This window comes from Salinivibrio proteolyticus (genome assembly GCF_027286365.1).
GTDB classification, from domain to species: Bacteria; Pseudomonadota; Gammaproteobacteria; order Enterobacterales; family Vibrionaceae; genus Salinivibrio; species Salinivibrio proteolyticus.
Genome location: NZ_CP114584.1, coordinates 1,614,525 through 1,630,963, shown reverse-complemented (window position 1 = coordinate 1,630,963; position 16,439 = coordinate 1,614,525). Strand labels below are relative to the sequence as shown.

Genomic DNA, 16,439 nt, shown 5'->3' with positions numbered 1-16,439 from the left:
TAAACGATTTTAATGAGCGAATATCAAGATAAAACGACCTGGCAGACGTTTAAGCAACTCTGGCCATACATCGCCAACTATAAGCTTGGCTTGATCGTTGCTATTGTCGCACTGGTTATCAATGCTGCCAGTGATACCCTCATGCTCTCCATGCTCAAGCCACTCCTCGATCAAGGTTTTACCTATGATGACGTGGCGGGGGATTTCCTCAGATGGATGCCCGTTTATCTCGTGGTATTGATGGTAGTTCGCGGGCTGTCTAGTTTTGTCTCCGCTTACTGCTTGTCATGGGTATCAGGGAATGTGGTGATGACCATGCGCCGACGCATGTTTAACCACTTTATGAAAATGCCCGTCAGTTTTTTCGATCAAGAATCCTCCGGCGCCTTGCTCTCTCGTATCACGTATGATTCCGAACAGGTTGCATCGGCGACAAGCAGTGCCTTAGTGAGCCTAGTTCGTGAGGGAGCGTCAATTCTCGGTTTGATGATACTGATGTTTTGGTCGAGCTGGCAGCTATCTGCGATTTTGTTGGTTATCGCACCTGTGGTGGCGTTTTCGATTCGCGTGGTGTCGAAACGGTTCCGTCGTATCTCATCAAATATGCAAGATGCCATGGGGTCTGTCACTAGCTCGGCAGAACAAATGCTGAAAGGACATAAAGTTGTCCTGAGCTACGGTGGCCAAGACGTTGAAAAAGCGCGCTTTGATAAAGTCAGTAATCGCATGCGCCAACAAACGATGAAACTGGTCTCTGCTCAAGCTATTGCTAACCCAGTGATCCAGCTGATTGCCTCGATGGCGCTGGTCGTGGTCTTGGTACTGGCGAATACCGAAGCGATTCGCTCCGAGCTAACTGCCGGTACGTTTGCAGTGGTGTTCGGTGCGATGTTTGGTTTGATGCGTCCACTAAAATCCCTCACTAACGTCACGTCGCAGTTCCAACGAGGCATGGCAGCGTGTCACAGTCTGTTCAACTTGATGGAACTCGACACCGAAAAAGATACCGGTGAGCATGAAGCGGATCGCGTGAAGGGCGATATTCAGGTGGACAATGTCGTCTTTACGTATCCATCCAAAGAAGCGCCTGCGCTTCGCAATGTCAGCTTTGAATTACCTGCCGGGCAAACCTTGGCGCTGGTGGGACGTTCCGGCTCAGGCAAAAGTACCATTGCCAATCTGTTAACGCGTTTTTATGACATCGACAGTGGCACCATCACATTGGATGGCGTGCCCATTGATGAATATAAGCTGGCCAATCTGCGCCAACATGTGGCGGTGGTCTCGCAAAATGTCCACCTGTTTAACGACACGGTCGCCAACAACATCGCCTATGCAGCCGAAGATCAGTTCACCCGTGAGCAGATCATTGAGGCGGCAAAACTAGCGTATGCAGACGACTTCATTCGTGAATTGGATGAAGGGTATGACACCATTATTGGTGAGAATGGCGTCAGCTTATCAGGCGGTCAGCGTCAACGCCTTGCCATTGCTCGTGCGCTGCTGCGCAACGCACCAGTACTGATTTTGGATGAAGCGACCTCGGCATTGGATACTGAATCTGAGCGCGCCATTCAAGCAGCATTGGACGAGTTGCAAAAAAACCGCACTGTGTTGGTGATTGCGCACCGTTTGTCCACGATTGAGGATGCGGATCAAATTCTCGTTGTGGATGAAGGTGAAATTGTTGAGCGTGGTAACCATCAGGCGCTGTTAGAGCAAGACGGTGCGTATGCCCAGTTGCACCGTATTCAATTTGGTGACTGACCATGGTTGAAAAACTTTGGTTTCGTGAAGATGTTCCGGTTTGGGCCGCCCCCTTGTGGCCCATCAGCAAGCTATTTGGCGCGGTGGCACGCTATCGTCGTCAGCGCTATCTGAGTGGTAAAGCCCCCAGTTATCGCGCGCCCGTGCCTGTGATTGTGGTGGGTAACATCATGATCGGCGGCAATGGTAAAACGCCGTTTGTGGTTTGGCTGGTGGAGCAACTGAAGGCCCAGGGATACCGCCCCGGGGTGGTATCACGTGGCTATGGGGGTAAATCAGAACATTATCCATTGTTGTTGTCGCAAACAACCTCTCCTCGTGTGGCCGGTGATGAGCCGGTCTTGATTGCCCGCCGTACTCAAGTGCCTGTTTGTGTTGACCCGGATCGTAGCGCGGCAGTTAAACGACTCCTCGATGAGGGCGTCAATGTAGTGGTTACGGATGATGGTATGCAGCACTACCGGCTCGATCGCGACCTCGAAATTGTGATTGTGGATGGTCAGCGTCGATTCGGAAACGGGCACTATATTCCATTAGGACCATTGCGCGAGCAGACGTCACGTCTCGATACCGTGGATATGGTGGTCAACAATGGAGGTGAGCCGCACCAAGGGGAGTGGCCGATGACATTGGTACCGACCGAAGCGGTGAATTTACGTAGTGGCCAACGTTGTCAGGTGTCGATTCTCCCTGAGGTGGTCGCGATGGCGGGCATAGGTCATCCGCCACGCTTTTTTGCCACCTTACAAAAAATGGGTGTGACCCCGGTACACAGTGAAGCGGTGCAAGATCATCAATCATTGAGTGCCGAAGCGCTAGACAGTTTAGCCGCAAAGGGGCAACATCTATTGATGACCGAAAAAGATGCTGTGAAATATCAAGGCATTGCTCAAGACAATTGGTGGTATTTGCCTGTGGCAGCGAAACTCCCTGACACAGCGGCAAACTATGTGCTAGAAAAGCTTCACCACCTGAAAAAGCATAAAAATTAAAGGAAACTTATGGATCACCGTCTGCTTGAAATTGTGGCTTGTCCTTCTTGTCAGGGTAAGCTCTACTTCAATAAAGAAAATAATGAACTCGTGTGTAAGTTCGACCGTGTTGCGTATCCGATTGAAGATGGGATCCCGGTGCTGCTCGAATCTGAAGCACGTGATATGTCATTGGAAGAGGTTCAGGGATGACAGACTTTTATGTGGTGATCCCCGCGCGTTATGGCTCAAGCCGATTACCGGGGAAACCACTCGCTGATATCGGCGGAAAGCCTATGATCCAACACGTTTACGAGCGCGCTCAAGCCGCTGGTGCCAAACAAGTCATCGTTGCGACGGATGATGCACGGATTGTTGCTGCCGTCGAGGCTTTCGGTGGTGAAGTCTGCTTGACTCGAGATGATCACCAATCTGGGACTGAACGATTGGCTGAAGTTGTGACAACCTATGGGTTTGCGGATGATGCCATTATCGTCAACGTCCAAGGTGATGAGCCTTTGATCCCATCGGCGGTGATCCGGCAAGTTGCGGACAACCTGAACACATACCAACAAGCGCCAATGGCGACTCTTGCGGTTGCGATTGACCAACCGGAGCAGGTCTTCAACCCTAATGTGGTCAAAGTTGTCACCGATCATCAAGGCTTTGCGCTGTATTTTAGTCGCGCCACCATCCCTTGGGATCGGGAGCATTTTGGTGAGGACTCGCCGCAGGTTCCTGAGTCATTACTGCGCCATATTGGTATTTATGGTTATCGCGCCGGATTTATCAGCCAGTACATCCATTGGACACCGAGTCCTTTGGAAAAAATCGAGTCACTGGAGCAGTTACGCGTACTCTGGCATGGTGAGAAAATTCATGTTGATGTGGCCAGTGAAACACCGCCACACGGTGTGGATACCCAAGCGGATTTAGAGGCGGTACGCGCGCACTTAGCGTCGTAACCGTGTGCGTTTGAGCACCAATAAAAAAGCCGCGATAGCTATCGCGGCTTTTTGTTACCTTTTATGCGCTCGGCTGGGCGATTAGATCGCGCAGCCTTTGCCATGCTTGGCCTAACCGTTCATGCCAATAACGCTCAAATTGTTCCAAGTATTGTGCGCGAGGACTGTACTTAATCCACGGCTGTTTGATTTCTTTTTGCGCCATAAAATTGGTTGGGGCAGGGATAGGGTCAAGCCCGGCGCTTCGAAATTCATACAAGGCACGATCCATGTGAGAGGCAGAGGTGACTAACACGAGGTTACTACTGCCTACGACAGATGCCGCTTGATAGGCTTCTTCCCATGTATCTTTGGCGGTTTCAAGTAACAGAATACTGTTCTTATTAACGCCCAGTGCCATGGCCACTCTCGCCAACATTCTGGCGTGGCTCACTTCATATCCGTGATCATAACCAGATAAAATCAGTTTGGAGGTTGGATACATCCGATGGATGCGTATACCTTCAGCCAAGCGCATCAGCGCGGTACGTGATAGCTCGGAGGTGGGTGGCAATGCGTCATCAACTACATGACTATTGCCTAACACCATGACGAAATCCACGGGTTTATCCGTGGGGAGAAAGGCGGGATATTGACGTTCCAGCGGCCGAAGCAGTCCAGAGGCGACGGGTTGGAAAGACGCGAGAAAGATACCTAAAAATGCCCCTAAGATAACAAATGATGCCAGCTTTTTACGCTGAGAGAACCAAAGCAGGCATAGCCCGAAAAGACCCAACAACAACAGCGCGGGCAAGGGCATTATCAAGGTTGAGATCAGTTTTTTTAATTCAAACATGCAATGTCGCCCGAAATATAGTCAAACGAGGCACAAATAGTGCCATAAACCTTTATTAACGTAAGGCTTGTGACAAAATATGCCCTTCTTACTATTCAATGATAACGAATGCCATTGTGACTGAGGACAGAAATTTCGACGACATTGCCCACAAATTTGTTAAAAACATTTATGGATCGGGCAAAGGCGAAATCCGCCAAGCAGTAGTTTGGCAAGACATTGAACAGATTTTGCGCCATTTTGACGATGATAGTCGTCCTCTGCATATTCTAGATGCAGGTGGCGGCGTTGGGCCATTATCGCAGCCATTGGCGGCGCTTGGTCACAGGGTCACTTTATGTGATCTCTCTTCGCAAATGCTCGACTTAGCGCGACAGGAGATTGAACAACAAGGCTTACTCTCGCAGTATCAGCTGGTTCACGCCCCCGTGCAAGCGATCGGCGAACATTTGACCACTGCACCGGATGTGATTTTGTTTCACGCGGTGATGGAGTGGCTAGAGCATCCAGAACAGGTGCTAAAGACGTTATTGACGTTGCTAAAGCCCGGCGGTTTCGCATCGGTGATGTTTTATAACCAGACCGGCTTACTCTTTAAGAATTTAGTGTGCGGCAATTTAAGCCATGTTCAGGCGGGGATGCCGCATCGAAAACGCTTCAAACTGCAGCCGACGAAAGGCTTAATGCCTAACGACGTGTATCAATGGATCACGCAAGCAGGATGCGAGATTAAGGGCAAAACCGGAGTGCGCACGTTTCATGATTACATGCGAGATACCCGCACCGGTGACTTTACCTTTGAACAAGTAGTGGCGCTAGAACAGCAGCTATGCCGCGAAGAACCCTTTGTGTCGCTAGGACGTTACATTCACGTCTGGGCACAGAAGGCAGAATAAGATGAGAAATGATGAAAACAACAAGGACAACGGATGAGTGATCAGGCCCAATCAACCCTGACGCGGGCAGACGACGCTCAGACAGTGCCCGAATTGGTCAACTGGGTGAAGCAAGGTGGCTTTTCACTTAACTTGCCGCCGGAGCGATTGGCGTTTTTATTGGCCATTACGGTAATGAGCCAAGAACGTTTCGAAGATGAACTAAGCGAAGGTGAATTGATTGATGCCTTCCGCATCGTGAGCGAACAGTTTGCCGCGTCGGGTGATAGCTCTGCGGGAAACCTTGCCTTTCGCGCCAACAACGCCATCAATGAAATGGTACAAGCCCGTTTGCTGAGCCGGTTTACGAGTGAAATGACCGAGGGCGATAGCATTTATCGCTTAACGCCGTTGGCGATGGGCATTGCAGATTATTATGCGCGCCACCGCGAGTATTCAGCATTGAAGTTGTCAGTGCAACTATCGATGGTGGCGGATGAAATTGAAAAAGCCCGCAGTGCAGCGATGCAAGACGGCGATGCGAAGTTTTGGCGCCACAACGTGTATGGCGTGTTGAAATACTCGGTAGCCGAAATTTTTGATCGCATCGACCTCAATCAGCGCGTGATGGACGAGCAGCAACAGCAAGTGAAAGATGATATTGCTGCGCTGCTGACGCAAGATTGGCAGGCTGCGATCGCCAATTGTGAATATTTGCTCAATGAAACCTCGAGCACGCTACGCGAGTTGCAAGACACCTTGCAAGCCGCGGGAGATAACTTACAAAGCCAATTACTCGAGATTCAAGAAGTCGTGCGCTCGCGTGATGATCTCGACTTCGTGGATGCGATGGTTTACAGCCTGCAAATGAAACTCGACCGGATCATCAACTGGGGGCAGCAAGCGATTGACTTATGGATCGGCTACGACCGTCATGTGCACAAGTTTATTCGTACCGCCATCGACATGGATAAAAACCGCGCATTCAGCCAGCGCTTACGTCAATCGGTGAGTGACTTTTTCGATGCGCCTTGGTTTTTGACCTATGCCGATGCAGAGCGACTCCGCGACACCCGTGATGAAGCCTTAGTGCTACGTGACGATGAAGTAACGGGAGAAATGCCTGCAGAGGTTGAATTTGAAGAGCTGACGGTGGTGGATGATGCGTTATCACGTCAAGTCTCTGAGATGCTGCAGCGTCACCGTCAAACCGGTCAAGCCATCAACTTAGGCGACGTCCTGAAATCTTATCTGGCCGAGCACCCGCAAGCCCGCCACTTTGATCTCGCGCGTTTGGTGATTAACCAAGCGGTTCGGATGGGCTATTCCCAGTCCGACTTTAACGCGATCCAGCCTGACTGGCAGGCCATTAATGACTTTGGAGCCAAGGTACAAGCGAATGTCATCGATAAATACTGAAATGCCAATGCCTGAAGGGTTAGCAAAAGCGATCGCTAATCCACTGTTTCCGGCGTTGGATAGCGCTTTGCGTGCTGGCCGCCATATTGCCAGTGAAGATTTGGATAACCATGCGTTGTTGGTTGAGTTTGAGCAAGAGCTGAATCTTTTTTACCAGCGGTACAACGCAGAATTAGTGCGTGCCCCAGAAGGGTTCTTTTACCTGCGCCCTCGCTCAACCAGCCTGATACGCCGCAGTGTTCTATCTGAGCTAGATATGCTGGTGGGCAAAGTCTTGTGTTTTCTTTATCTCAGCCCAGAGCGACTGGCACAAGAAGGGATTTTCACCACCCAAGAGCTCTTTGACGAACTGATGGCGCTTGCCGATGAGAAAAAGCTGATGAAGCTGGTCACACATCGCGCCAGTGGCTCTGACTTAGATCGTGACAAACTGTTCGACAAAGTCAAAACCTCACTGCGCCGTCTACGCCGATTAGGCATGATCATTCCAATTGGTGAAGGGCACAAGTTCCGTGTCAGCGAAGCTACGTTCCGTTTTGGCGCCGATGTGCGCACTGGAGAAGACATGCAGGATGCACAATTGCGCCTTATCCGCGATGGTGAAGCGGTAGTGCATACCCAAGAGCATATCCAATCCAGCTTTTTGGACGACGATCTGCATGAAGAGGATTCGTCTACCCAATCCCAACCAACTGAGGAACAGACAGCATGAGCCAACGCGGTAAATATCAATCACTCACCATGGTGAACTGGAACGGCTTTTTTGCTCGAACCTTTGATATCGATACCTTGGTGACCACGCTTTCTGGTGGTAACGGTGCCGGTAAATCAACCACGATGGCGGCGTTTATCACGTCTTTGATTCCCGACCAAACCTTGCTTCACTTCCGAAATACCACGGAAGCGGGCAGCTCGAGTGCCTCGCGAGACAAAGGGCTACACGGTAAGTTGCAGCCGGGGTCGTGTTATGCCGCGCTGGATGTGGTGAATTCCCGTCAGCAACGAGTGTTATTTGCGGTACGTTTGCAGCAAGTCGCAGGGCGAGACAAAAAAGTCGATATTAAACCTTTCGTCATTCAAGGGCTGCCCTCACACGTGACCCCGACTGAGGTATTGGTAGAAACACTGGCTAATGGGCAGGCTCGTGTTCGTCAATTAAATGAAGTGAAAGAGGCAGCCGGAGGCTATGAGACCGCGCATTTCAAGGCGTTTAACTCGGTCACCGACTATCACGCCCACATGTTTGAGTTTGGCGTACTGCCGAAAAAGCTGCGCACTCAGCAAGATCGCGGCAAATACTATCGTTTGATTGAAGCATCCTTGTACGGTGGGATCTCAAGTGCCATCACCAAATCGTTACGCGATTATTTGTTGCCGCAAAACGGTGGCGTGAAAAAAGCGTTCCAAGATATGGAAGTCGCTTTAAAAGAGAACCGGATGACGCTGGAAGCGATCAAACTGACCCAGCGTGATCGGGATTTGTTCAAGCACTTGATCACCGAAGCGACGCACTATGTCGCCTCAGACTACATGCGCCATGCCAACGAACGACGCAGCAAATTAGAACAAGCCTTGTCGTTGCGTGCCGAGTTGGGCAGTGCACAAGCGGAATTGCAGCAAAAGCAAGCGCAAGCACACGCGATGCAAGAAGAGCTGGATGAGCTGGAAGCGGGCCAAGATCACTTAGAACAAGACCACCAAGCGGCATCGGATCATTTGCAGTTAGTGCAATCTGCGTTACGTCAGCAAGAAAAAATCCAACGCTATGAAGAAGACTTACTTGAATTGAGTGAGCGCCTTGAAGAACAAATCATGGTGGTGGAAGAGGCGGCTGAGCAATTAGCTGAGGCCGAACTGCGAGCGGCGCAAAGCGAAGAAGAAGTTGATAGCCTAAAAAGCCAATTGGCCGATTATCAACAGGCATTGAATACGCAACAGACGCGTTCTTTGCAATACCAGCAAGCGGTGAATGCGCTGGAAAAAGCCCGTGCGCTGACCGGCGATGAAGAGCTACTGGCTGATGATGCCAGTGCTCGGTTGCAGACACTTAAAGCCGAAGAAGCGCAGCAAACCGATACCGTGCTGTCCTTGAAGCACAAACGTGACCTTGCTTCTGCGACGGCGAGCCAATTTGATCATGCGTTTACGTTATTACGTCGCATTGAGTCGGATGCGCTGCGCGAGAAAGCCGGAACGCAAGCGAAATATTGGGTGGAACAAGGCCGCGAGCGTCGTTATTTAGCCGATAGCCTGAATCAACTACAGTATGAGCAGCGCGAGCTGTTGCAACGTCAGCAGCACCGTGAGCAAGCACAATCACTGGTGAGTCAATATCAGGATGTAACTCACGAAACACTGACCAACGCGGATGCGGTCGAGCAGGCGGTAGCATTGCAGCAAGCGACGCGTGATGAGTTGCAGTTAGCCCGCGAGCAACAGGCCGAGCAGGTTCGCGAGCATCAACGCCAAGATGATGCACTGGCAAACGAAATTCGTGTGTTAGAGGGACAAGCACCTGCATGGATAGCCGCCAACGACGCACTGACCAAGCTCATTGAGCAGAGTGGTCAAGCATTGCACGATCGCCAAGCGGTGATGGCGGCGATGCATGAGACGCATGAGCAGGTGCGTGAACGTACCCAAGCGCGCGATCAATTAGCGGCGCAAAAAACCAAGGTCGAGCAAGCGATCGAGCATCTTGCCCAGCCAGGTGGCAGTGATGATGCTCAGTTGCAAGCGCTGGCGGACACCTTAGGGGGTACTTTGCTCTCTGAGATTTATGACGACATCACCCTTGATGATGCGCCTTATTTCAGTGCGCTGTATGGTCCGGCTCGTCACGCGATAGTCGTCCCTGACTTAAAAGGCGTGAAAGCAAAGCTGGCTGACTTAGACGATTGCCCAGACGATCTGTATGTCATTGAAGGTGATACCGATGCGTTTGACGACAGCGTGTTTGATGCCGAGGAACTCTCTGGCGCGGTGTGTGTGCACCTCAATGATCGTCAAATGCGTTATTCGCGCTTCCCTGAAACGCCTTTGTTTGGTCGCGCAGCGCGTGAGTACCGTCTCGAGGCGTTACGCGAGCAACGCGAAGCCTTGGTCGAAGACTACGCTAAAGCATCTTTTGATGTGCAAAAACAACAGCGTTTGTCTCAGGCATTTAGCCACTTTATTGCCGAGCATTTAACGGTTGCTTTTGAGGCGGATCCCGAATTAGCCATCAAGCAGCGCCGTGATAAGCGCTCGGCTATTCAGCGTCAATTGGCAGACGCCAAAGCGCAACAGCAACAAACGGACGAGGCAATCAAACGGACTCAGCACGCGCTGCAGATCCTCGACAAACTCCGTTATTGCGCTGGCGCGCTGGCTGAGAGCGATCTGGACAGTCAAATCGATGCGATTCAACAGCGGGTTGAAGCGGCAAAGCAGGCTAGTGCCTTTATCAAGCAGCACGGTGACACCCTCACCGAGTTGGAAGCGCGACTCTCGACGTTGGATGCTGATCCTGAGCAGTTTGATAAGCTTGAGCAGGCATACCAAGATGCAGACGCGCAGCTGCAACAGATTAAGCAGCAAGTGTTCGCGGTCGCCGATTTAGCCGAGCGTCGTCCGCACTTTGCCTATCAAGATGCGGCAGATATGCTCACGCAAAGCAGTGAGTTGAATGAGCAACTGAAAAGCAAGCTGAAAACCGCGGAGCAAGTGCGACAGCGTGAGCGCGAGGCACTAAAAAATATTCAGCAACAGACGAATCAATATCATCAGGTATTGGCGTCACTGAAAAGTTCGCACCAGGCGAAACAAGAAACCGTCGCCGAATTTAAACGTGAGTTAGCTGAGTTGGGCGTTCAGGCCGACGATGATGCGATGGAACGTGCTCGTGTCCGCCGGGACACCTTACATGAACAGGTTCACCAAGCGCGTCAGCGCCATAGTCAGCTTTCACGCGGTATTACTTCGCTGGATATGGAAGTGAAATCGCTAACTAAAGGCCTGCGTAAATCATTGAAGCAATATCAAGACTTGCGCACATTTGTGGTGAATGCGAAAGCAGGCTGGTGCACAGTGATGCGTATTGCGCGTGATAACGGCGTGGAAAAACAGCTGCATCGCCGCGAAATGGCCTATATGTCGGCTGATGAATTGCGTTCGTTGTCGGATAAATCACTGGGCGCGTTGCGTTTGGCAGTCGCCGACAATGAAACCTTACGTGATGCTTTGCGTGCATCGGAAGACATTGGTCGTCCTGAACGCAAGGTACTCTTTTATGTCGCGGTTTATCAGCACTTACGCGAGCGTATTCGCCACGATATTATTCGCACCGATGATCCTGTCGAAGCAATTGAAGAGATGGAAGTTGAGCTCGCTCGCTTGACCGAAGAGCTGACGCAACGGGAAAAACGTTTGGCGATAAGCTCAGAGTCGGTGGCGAACATCATTCGTAAAACCATTCAGCGAGAGCAAAACCGTATCCGCATGCTTAACCAAGGCCTACAAAATATTGGCTTTGGTCAGGTAAAAGGGGTGCGTTTGAATGTGTCGATTCGCGAGACGCATGCACAACTTTTAGCGGGCTTGGCCGAGAATGCTGAGCAACATCAAGACTTGTTTGGCAATCACAACCTCACCTTCTCGGAGGCGATGGCGAAGCTGTTCCAGCGCCTCAACCCGCATATCGAGTTGGGCCAACGTTCGCCACAGGTGTTGGGAGAAGAGCTCCTTGATTATCGCAATTACCTAGAATTAGGCATTGAGGTTAACCGTGGTACGGATGGCTGGTTGCAGGCCGAGTCGGGCGCGTTATCGACCGGTGAAGCAATCGGTACGGGTCAAGCTATCTTGCTGATGGTGGTGCAAAGCTGGGAAGAAGAATCACGCCGTTTGCGCGGTAAAGATGTGATCCCATGTCGTCTGCTGTTCTTGGACGAGGCAGCGCGTTTAGATGCTAAATCCATTTCGACGCTGTTTGAGCTATGTCACCGCCTTGATATGCAGCTATTGATTGCGGCACCGGAAAACATCAGTCCTGAGCAAGGCACGACGTACAAGCTAGTGCGTAAGATCTTCAACGATCGAGAGCATGTGCATGTGGTTGGATTGCGCGGTTTCGGTGAAGAAAAGCGCCGGGAGCTAGCGCAAGAACCCGTCCTCGGCTAGAGGCGAGACTGAAAAATAACAGGGCCAGCAGGATGCTGGCCTTTTTTGTGGCGTTGAGGTTAGGTTTTAAAGTGGCTGATGGTGTTTTCCAAGGTGGTCGCCTGCTCACTTAACTGCGTCACTGTTTCCTCAGTACTGCGGGTTCGCTCTGAGACGCGATCGGCGGATTGCGCCATGGTATTAACGTTTTGACTGATTTCATCGGTCACTTGAGTCTGTTGATTGGCGGCGGTGGCGATCTGCATGTTCATTTCATTGATATGTTTAATCATCTCGGTGATTTGACTGAGCTTGTCATTGTTTTCTTTACAGTTCTCAACGCTTTCAAGCACAGCACCGTTCGCCTGTTCGATGCCCGACGCCGCTTTGCGTGTTTCGAGTTGAAGTGCTTCGACTTTTTTACGGATTTCTTCCGTCGAGTCTTGCGTGCGTGTTGCCAGTGAGCGCACTTCATCCGCGACCACCGCAAATCCACGTCCTTGCTCGCCGGCACGCGCGGCTTCAATCGCCGCATTCAGTGCCAGCAAGTTGGTTTGCTCTGCAATCTCTTGGATGACATCAAGCACCGAGCCAATGGACTCACTTTCTTGCGACAGCTGCTCCATAGACTGCGTGGCATTGGACATATCGTTTTGAAGTTGCTGCATCCTCGCGACAAGGTTATCACCAATTTGGCTTCCTTCTTGTGCAGATTGAGTGATGTTATCTGAGGCTTCAGAGGCATTACTGGCATGTTCAGAGACTTCGCTAATCGAGGCCGCCATTTGTGTAGCAGCTGTCGCGACTTGGCTTGAGTTGCGTGCCTGCTCATCAATTTGACCACGCATATCGACGATATCGGTGCTGATATCCTTTGAGGATTGCAGCAGTAATGAAGACGCATTATGGGTCTGCTGGATAACGTCTCTGAAGCTAGCAAACATACCATTGAGGCTATTGCTAAGCTGTGAAAGCTCGTTTTTACCTTTGAGCTCAAGCTGAATGGTTAAATCCTTATTGGCTGCAATGTGTTGAATTTTATCGGCAAGGGCAAGAATGGGGGCGCCGATACTGCGGCCGAGATAGAACGCGGCGATCGATGCAACCACGGCCAAGCCCAGTGCGGTCAATAATGTCGAATAGAGGATATCATCGTTAATCTGCGCGGTAGCACTCAAGGCTTCGGACGTATCTTGCTGGCTCACGACGGCCCAAGTGATGCCATACACCTCGAGCGGTGAATAGATGGCAATAACCTCATTGCGGCGATAGCCCATCTGGGTCATGAGCCCTTGCTGACCCGTTAATGCTTTGGATGCGGCTTCACTGTCGATGGGTTGCTTACCAGCCGCACTATTCTGTTAGTCAATTTTGTGGATTGTTGCTTCATTTATGCCCATCGCTTGCAGCCGGCTAAGATAGGCGTCTTTGTCATCAGTTAGCAGACGTGGCTCAGAACGCAGACGCTTGTCAGGACCCACGAGAAATAGCTCGCCTGTTTTCCCCATACCTGATTCGGCCCATTTATCATTGTTGCTGATAATTTGGCTGATGCGCTCAATCGGCATCTGGAAAATTAAGGCACCGATTTGTTTATCATTTTTATACACAGGGCTGGCAATAAATGAGGCAGGGCTGTCGTAAGACGGGTAGTAGGCGGCAAAGTCGACAAACCCCAGCTCGCCTTTTGGCGCTTGGCGCACTTTTTTATACGCTTGTGCGATACCACTCGATGCGTAGGGACCATTGAGTAAATTAGTGGCGTAATCAAGCTCTTTATACACGCTGTAAACAATATTGCCTTGATTATCAATCAGAAATATATCGTAATAACCAAAGGTTTTTAAATAGTGCTGAAAGTTAGGATGAAATACGGCATGAATTTCGCTGTAGACTGACCCATCATTTGCGTTTGCTAATGCATCTTTACTCCCCAGTGGGTGCGTGTTTTCACTAATATAACTTTGCTGAAGACGTTTTGCGGTTTCAGTTAATTGATTGTATTTATCTAATGCACTGGTTCTCTCATCATTAATGTTTTGATATTGATTAGAAAACTGTTCTGTATAATATCGCTTTAGTGCGGCTTCTTTTTGAGGCGATGTAGAGATTTCATCATTAATGCTTTGAAATGCATAAGAAAACTGTGCCAATGCATCTTCGGTCATTGTTGAATTAGCCAGAGTTTTTATTTGATTACCAATCAGTTGGAAATAGTTTCCTATCTCCGATTTTTTGGCTTCTTTTATCGCGGTGAGCTGGTCACTCACTTTTGCAGTGAGTGACTGAGAAGACAGTGAAATGGTTCTTGTCGCAAGAATGGCAGCAACAATAATGACACAACTTAATGAGGCTGCCACAATGGCGAGGGTTATTTTTTTACTGACTTTCATTCTTGACACTCCACGTACTGCTTTAAGAAAAAGGTAGATACTAAAGTGTCACTTTGCACAGAAATAAATGCTGTGTTTGCGTGAAATTAATGATATGTACAGTAAAGGATACATATTCATGCGATGCGCGGACAGAAAGTGACGTGCGCTGTCACTTTTTGTCCAAAGAGCGTGATTAGTGGGCCGGTTCCGCCGTGAAGTGATCAATGGTGTTTGCTAAACGTTGAGCGCGTTACACCTGAGACGTCGTTATCCCGGCGTAAAAAGATACCTTGCTGCGACAAGGTGGGAGAGAATTATCCGATGAAGAAAATCACTTAACGGGTGAGATCACATTCCAGCATGGCGACACTGTGCAGTTTTCCAAACTTTTCACCCACATCACTGAGCTGACCGACTTGTTGAAAGCCATAGCGGCGATGTAGTGCCAATGAGGCAGGGTTAGGCAAAGTGATCAGAGAGTAGGCGCGGCGCAGGCCTAGTTGACGCATGCCATTGAGTAGCGTTTGCATCAGTTGCGAACCAATGCCTTGGCCACCTGCATCGTGAGCGACATAAATCGTGATTTCTGAGGAAATAAGATAGGCTTGTTTGGGATTAAAGGCGGTGTTGTATGCAAAACCGACAAGTTCGTTGTTTTGCTCCGCGACCCATGCCTGATAGCGAGATGACGTGTCAAACTGAGCAAACCAACGTTCACGCTCGATCGTTTGCCAAGGCACCAGATCAAAGGTAATCGCGGTTTGCGAAATGTAATAGTTGTAAATGGTGTTGACCGCGTCACAATCACGCAACTCCATGCGTCGAATAAGCATTTTCGCTTCCTTTTTGCGTTCTTTGCGCGAAATAAGATACCCACCTTGTTTCCGTTTGCCAAGTGTTGATGATAATTTGCTCATCGTTTGGGGGAGGAGTGAACACTGCCAACTACCAAGGTGACTGCGTCGGGAAATAAGACGAGAAAAGATTGTAGATTTATCCGGTTCGGATTAGCATGAAATTCTCACTCCTCGACATTAAGGACGTGTTTTGTCTGAGTTAACTGCAACTTCTATTTCGCCCGTCGGTCCGTATTTTTCGCCTTTGGTTCAGGGCTATTGGCGCCTTGATGACTGGCAAATGACGCCACAACAACGCCTTAGCTTTCTTAAAGCGCATATTGACCTTGGCATTACTACGGTGGATCACGCGGACATTTACGGTGATTATCGCTGTGAGTCCTTGTTTGGTCAGGCTCTCAAGCTCGATCCGAGTGTCCGTCAGAAAATTCAAGTGGTCTCGAAGTGTGACATTAAATTGGTCAGTGAAGCGGCGCCAACCCGCAAAATTAACCACTATGACACCAGCTATCGTCATATTATTCAGTCCGTTGATAACTCATTGTCGCGTATAGGCGTTGAGCGTCTAGATGTACTCTTGCTGCATCGTCCTGATGCGTTGATGGATGCAGATGAAGTGGCAGAAGCTTTCACCACACTGCGTCATCACGGCAAAGTGAAGCACTTAGGGGTGTCGAACTTTTCCCCATCGCAGTTTGACTTACTGCAATCGCGACTCGATGAGTCGTTAGTGACCAACCAAGTTGAAATCAACCCGCTGCGCTTTGATGTGATTCATGATGGTACCCTCGATCAGTTACAACGTTTGCGGATTAAGCCGATGGCGTGGTCGTGCCTTGCCGGCGGTGAGCTATTTAATGGTGATAGTGCACAGGCGACGCGGGTAAGAGAAACCTTACAAGTGATTGCGGATGAGTTAGGTGCAACCATTGACCAAGTGATTTACGCGTGGGTGATGCGTTTGCCGTCAGCACCGCTCCCCATTATTGGCTCAGGGAATATTGAACGCGTGAAGTCAGCGATTAATGCGCGCTCATTAACCTTAAGTCGTGAACAATGGTACCGTATTTGGGTCGCCTCAAAAGGGCATAATGTGCCTTAGGCACAGCGGCGAGTAGCCGAATAGATTAGCAAAATAGGGCGGCCATGGTGCCGTCTTTTTTATCACCGTAATGGGTGAAATCAGCGATAGTGTGGGGAAGCATGAATGGCGACGAGAGCGATGATCCTTTGCTT

13 protein-coding genes are annotated in these 16,439 nt (G+C 50.0%); 9 read left to right on the top strand and 4 right to left on the bottom strand.

All coding sequences use genetic code 11. The features are described from left to right. Positions 1-12 precede the first annotated feature (12 nt). The 4 genes from msbA to kdsB are packed head-to-tail and all read left to right on the top strand — an operon-like array spanning position 13 to position 3,703. The gene (msbA, locus tag N7E60_RS07725; RefSeq protein ID WP_269597032.1) at positions 13-1,767 is read left to right on the top strand and encodes a lipid A ABC transporter ATP-binding protein/permease MsbA; all 1,755 of its coding nucleotides are present in this window, start codon (positions 13-15) and stop codon (positions 1,765-1,767) included. Between the two features lie 2 nt (positions 1,768-1,769). Then, a complete protein-coding gene (gene lpxK / locus N7E60_RS07720) occupies positions 1,770-2,759 on the top strand; it encodes a tetraacyldisaccharide 4'-kinase (protein ID WP_269597030.1) in 990 nt (329 codons plus the stop codon). A 9-nt stretch (positions 2,760-2,768) separates the two neighbouring features. After that, positions 2,769-2,951 carry a Trm112 family protein gene (locus tag N7E60_RS07715; RefSeq protein WP_069587307.1) on the top strand — a complete coding sequence of 61 codons (183 nt, stop codon included), beginning with the start codon at positions 2,769-2,771 and terminating at the stop codon, positions 2,949-2,951. Continuing rightward, entirely contained in the window at positions 2,948-3,703 is a 756-nt protein-coding gene (gene kdsB, locus N7E60_RS07710; protein WP_167314465.1) for a 3-deoxy-manno-octulosonate cytidylyltransferase, read from the top strand. Before N7E60_RS07715 ends, kdsB begins: the two co-directional genes overlap by 4 nt. A gap of 61 nt (positions 3,704-3,764) precedes the next feature. On the opposite strand, the gene elyC is transcribed toward kdsB, so the two are convergent. Then, positions 3,765-4,538, bottom strand: coding sequence for an envelope biogenesis factor ElyC (gene elyC, locus N7E60_RS07705; protein WP_077455881.1), 774 nt, complete (start codon positions 4,536-4,538; stop codon positions 3,765-3,767). A 116-nt stretch (positions 4,539-4,654) separates the two neighbouring features. On the opposite strand from elyC, the gene cmoM reads away from it, so the two are divergent. Genes cmoM through mukB form a run of 4 tightly spaced genes read left to right on the top strand, consistent with a single transcriptional unit; the run spans position 4,655 to position 11,992 of the window. Continuing rightward, positions 4,655-5,434 (top strand): tRNA uridine 5-oxyacetic acid(34) methyltransferase CmoM, encoded by a 780-nt coding sequence (gene cmoM, locus N7E60_RS07700; protein WP_069587321.1) that lies wholly within the window; start codon positions 4,655-4,657, stop codon positions 5,432-5,434. Positions 5,435-5,467: 33 nt separating this feature from the next. Beyond that, entirely contained in the window at positions 5,468-6,832 is a 1,365-nt protein-coding gene (mukF, locus tag N7E60_RS07695) for a chromosome partition protein MukF (RefSeq protein WP_077455880.1), read from the top strand. After that, the gene (gene mukE, locus N7E60_RS07690) at positions 6,813-7,544 is read left to right on the top strand and encodes a chromosome partition protein MukE (RefSeq protein ID WP_069587314.1); all 732 of its coding nucleotides are present in this window, start codon (positions 6,813-6,815) and stop codon (positions 7,542-7,544) included. The genes mukF and mukE overlap by 20 nt, the downstream gene beginning before the upstream one ends. Next, a complete protein-coding gene (gene mukB, locus N7E60_RS07685) occupies positions 7,541-11,992 on the top strand; it encodes a chromosome partition protein MukB (protein ID WP_269597027.1) in 4,452 nt (1,483 codons plus the stop codon). The genes mukE and mukB overlap by 4 nt, the downstream gene beginning before the upstream one ends. A gap of 59 nt (positions 11,993-12,051) precedes the next feature. Here mukB and N7E60_RS07680 read toward each other — a convergent pair whose 3' ends face one another. The 3 genes from N7E60_RS07680 to N7E60_RS07670 form a co-directional block, all read right to left on the bottom strand. Beyond that, positions 12,052-13,257 carry a methyl-accepting chemotaxis protein gene (locus N7E60_RS07680; protein ID WP_269597026.1) on the bottom strand — a complete coding sequence of 402 codons (1,206 nt, stop codon included), beginning with the start codon at positions 13,255-13,257 and terminating at the stop codon, positions 12,052-12,054. Between the two features lie 75 nt (positions 13,258-13,332). Continuing rightward, a complete protein-coding gene (locus N7E60_RS07675; protein WP_269597025.1) occupies positions 13,333-14,331 on the bottom strand; it encodes a cache domain-containing protein in 999 nt (332 codons plus the stop codon). A gap of 350 nt (positions 14,332-14,681) precedes the next feature. Continuing rightward, positions 14,682-15,179 (bottom strand): GNAT family N-acetyltransferase, encoded by a 498-nt coding sequence (locus N7E60_RS07670; RefSeq protein WP_269597024.1) that lies wholly within the window; start codon positions 15,177-15,179, stop codon positions 14,682-14,684. A 214-nt stretch (positions 15,180-15,393) separates the two neighbouring features. Between N7E60_RS07670 and N7E60_RS07665 the strand changes: the two genes are divergently transcribed. After that, positions 15,394-16,305 (top strand): aldo/keto reductase, encoded by a 912-nt coding sequence (locus N7E60_RS07665; protein WP_269597023.1) that lies wholly within the window; start codon positions 15,394-15,396, stop codon positions 16,303-16,305. Positions 16,306-16,439: the final 134 nt, after the last annotated feature.

Excerpts from the sequence above, each read along its gene's own strand:
- N7E60_RS07670 (WP_269597024.1), bottom strand. The coding sequence starts at position 15,179 with ATGCTTATTCGACGCATGGAGTTGCGTGATTGTGACGCGGTCAACACC.
- mukB (WP_269597027.1), top strand. The coding sequence starts at position 7,541 with ATGAGCCAACGCGGTAAATATCAATCACTCACCATGGTGAACTGGAAC.
- mukF (WP_077455880.1), top strand. The coding sequence starts at position 5,468 with ATGAGTGATCAGGCCCAATCAACCCTGACGCGGGCAGACGACGCTCAG.
- N7E60_RS07715 (WP_069587307.1), top strand. The coding sequence starts at position 2,769 with ATGGATCACCGTCTGCTTGAAATTGTGGCTTGTCCTTCTTGTCAGGGT.
- lpxK (WP_269597030.1), top strand. The coding sequence starts at position 1,770 with ATGGTTGAAAAACTTTGGTTTCGTGAAGATGTTCCGGTTTGGGCCGCC.
- elyC (WP_077455881.1), bottom strand. The coding sequence starts at position 4,538 with ATGTTTGAATTAAAAAAACTGATCTCAACCTTGATAATGCCCTTGCCC.
- N7E60_RS07680 (WP_269597026.1), bottom strand. The coding sequence starts at position 13,257 with ATGACCCAGATGGGCTATCGCCGCAATGAGGTTATTGCCATCTATTCA.
- kdsB (WP_167314465.1), top strand. The coding sequence starts at position 2,948 with ATGACAGACTTTTATGTGGTGATCCCCGCGCGTTATGGCTCAAGCCGA.
- msbA (WP_269597032.1), top strand. The coding sequence starts at position 13 with ATGAGCGAATATCAAGATAAAACGACCTGGCAGACGTTTAAGCAACTC.
- mukE (WP_069587314.1), top strand. The coding sequence starts at position 6,813 with ATGTCATCGATAAATACTGAAATGCCAATGCCTGAAGGGTTAGCAAAA.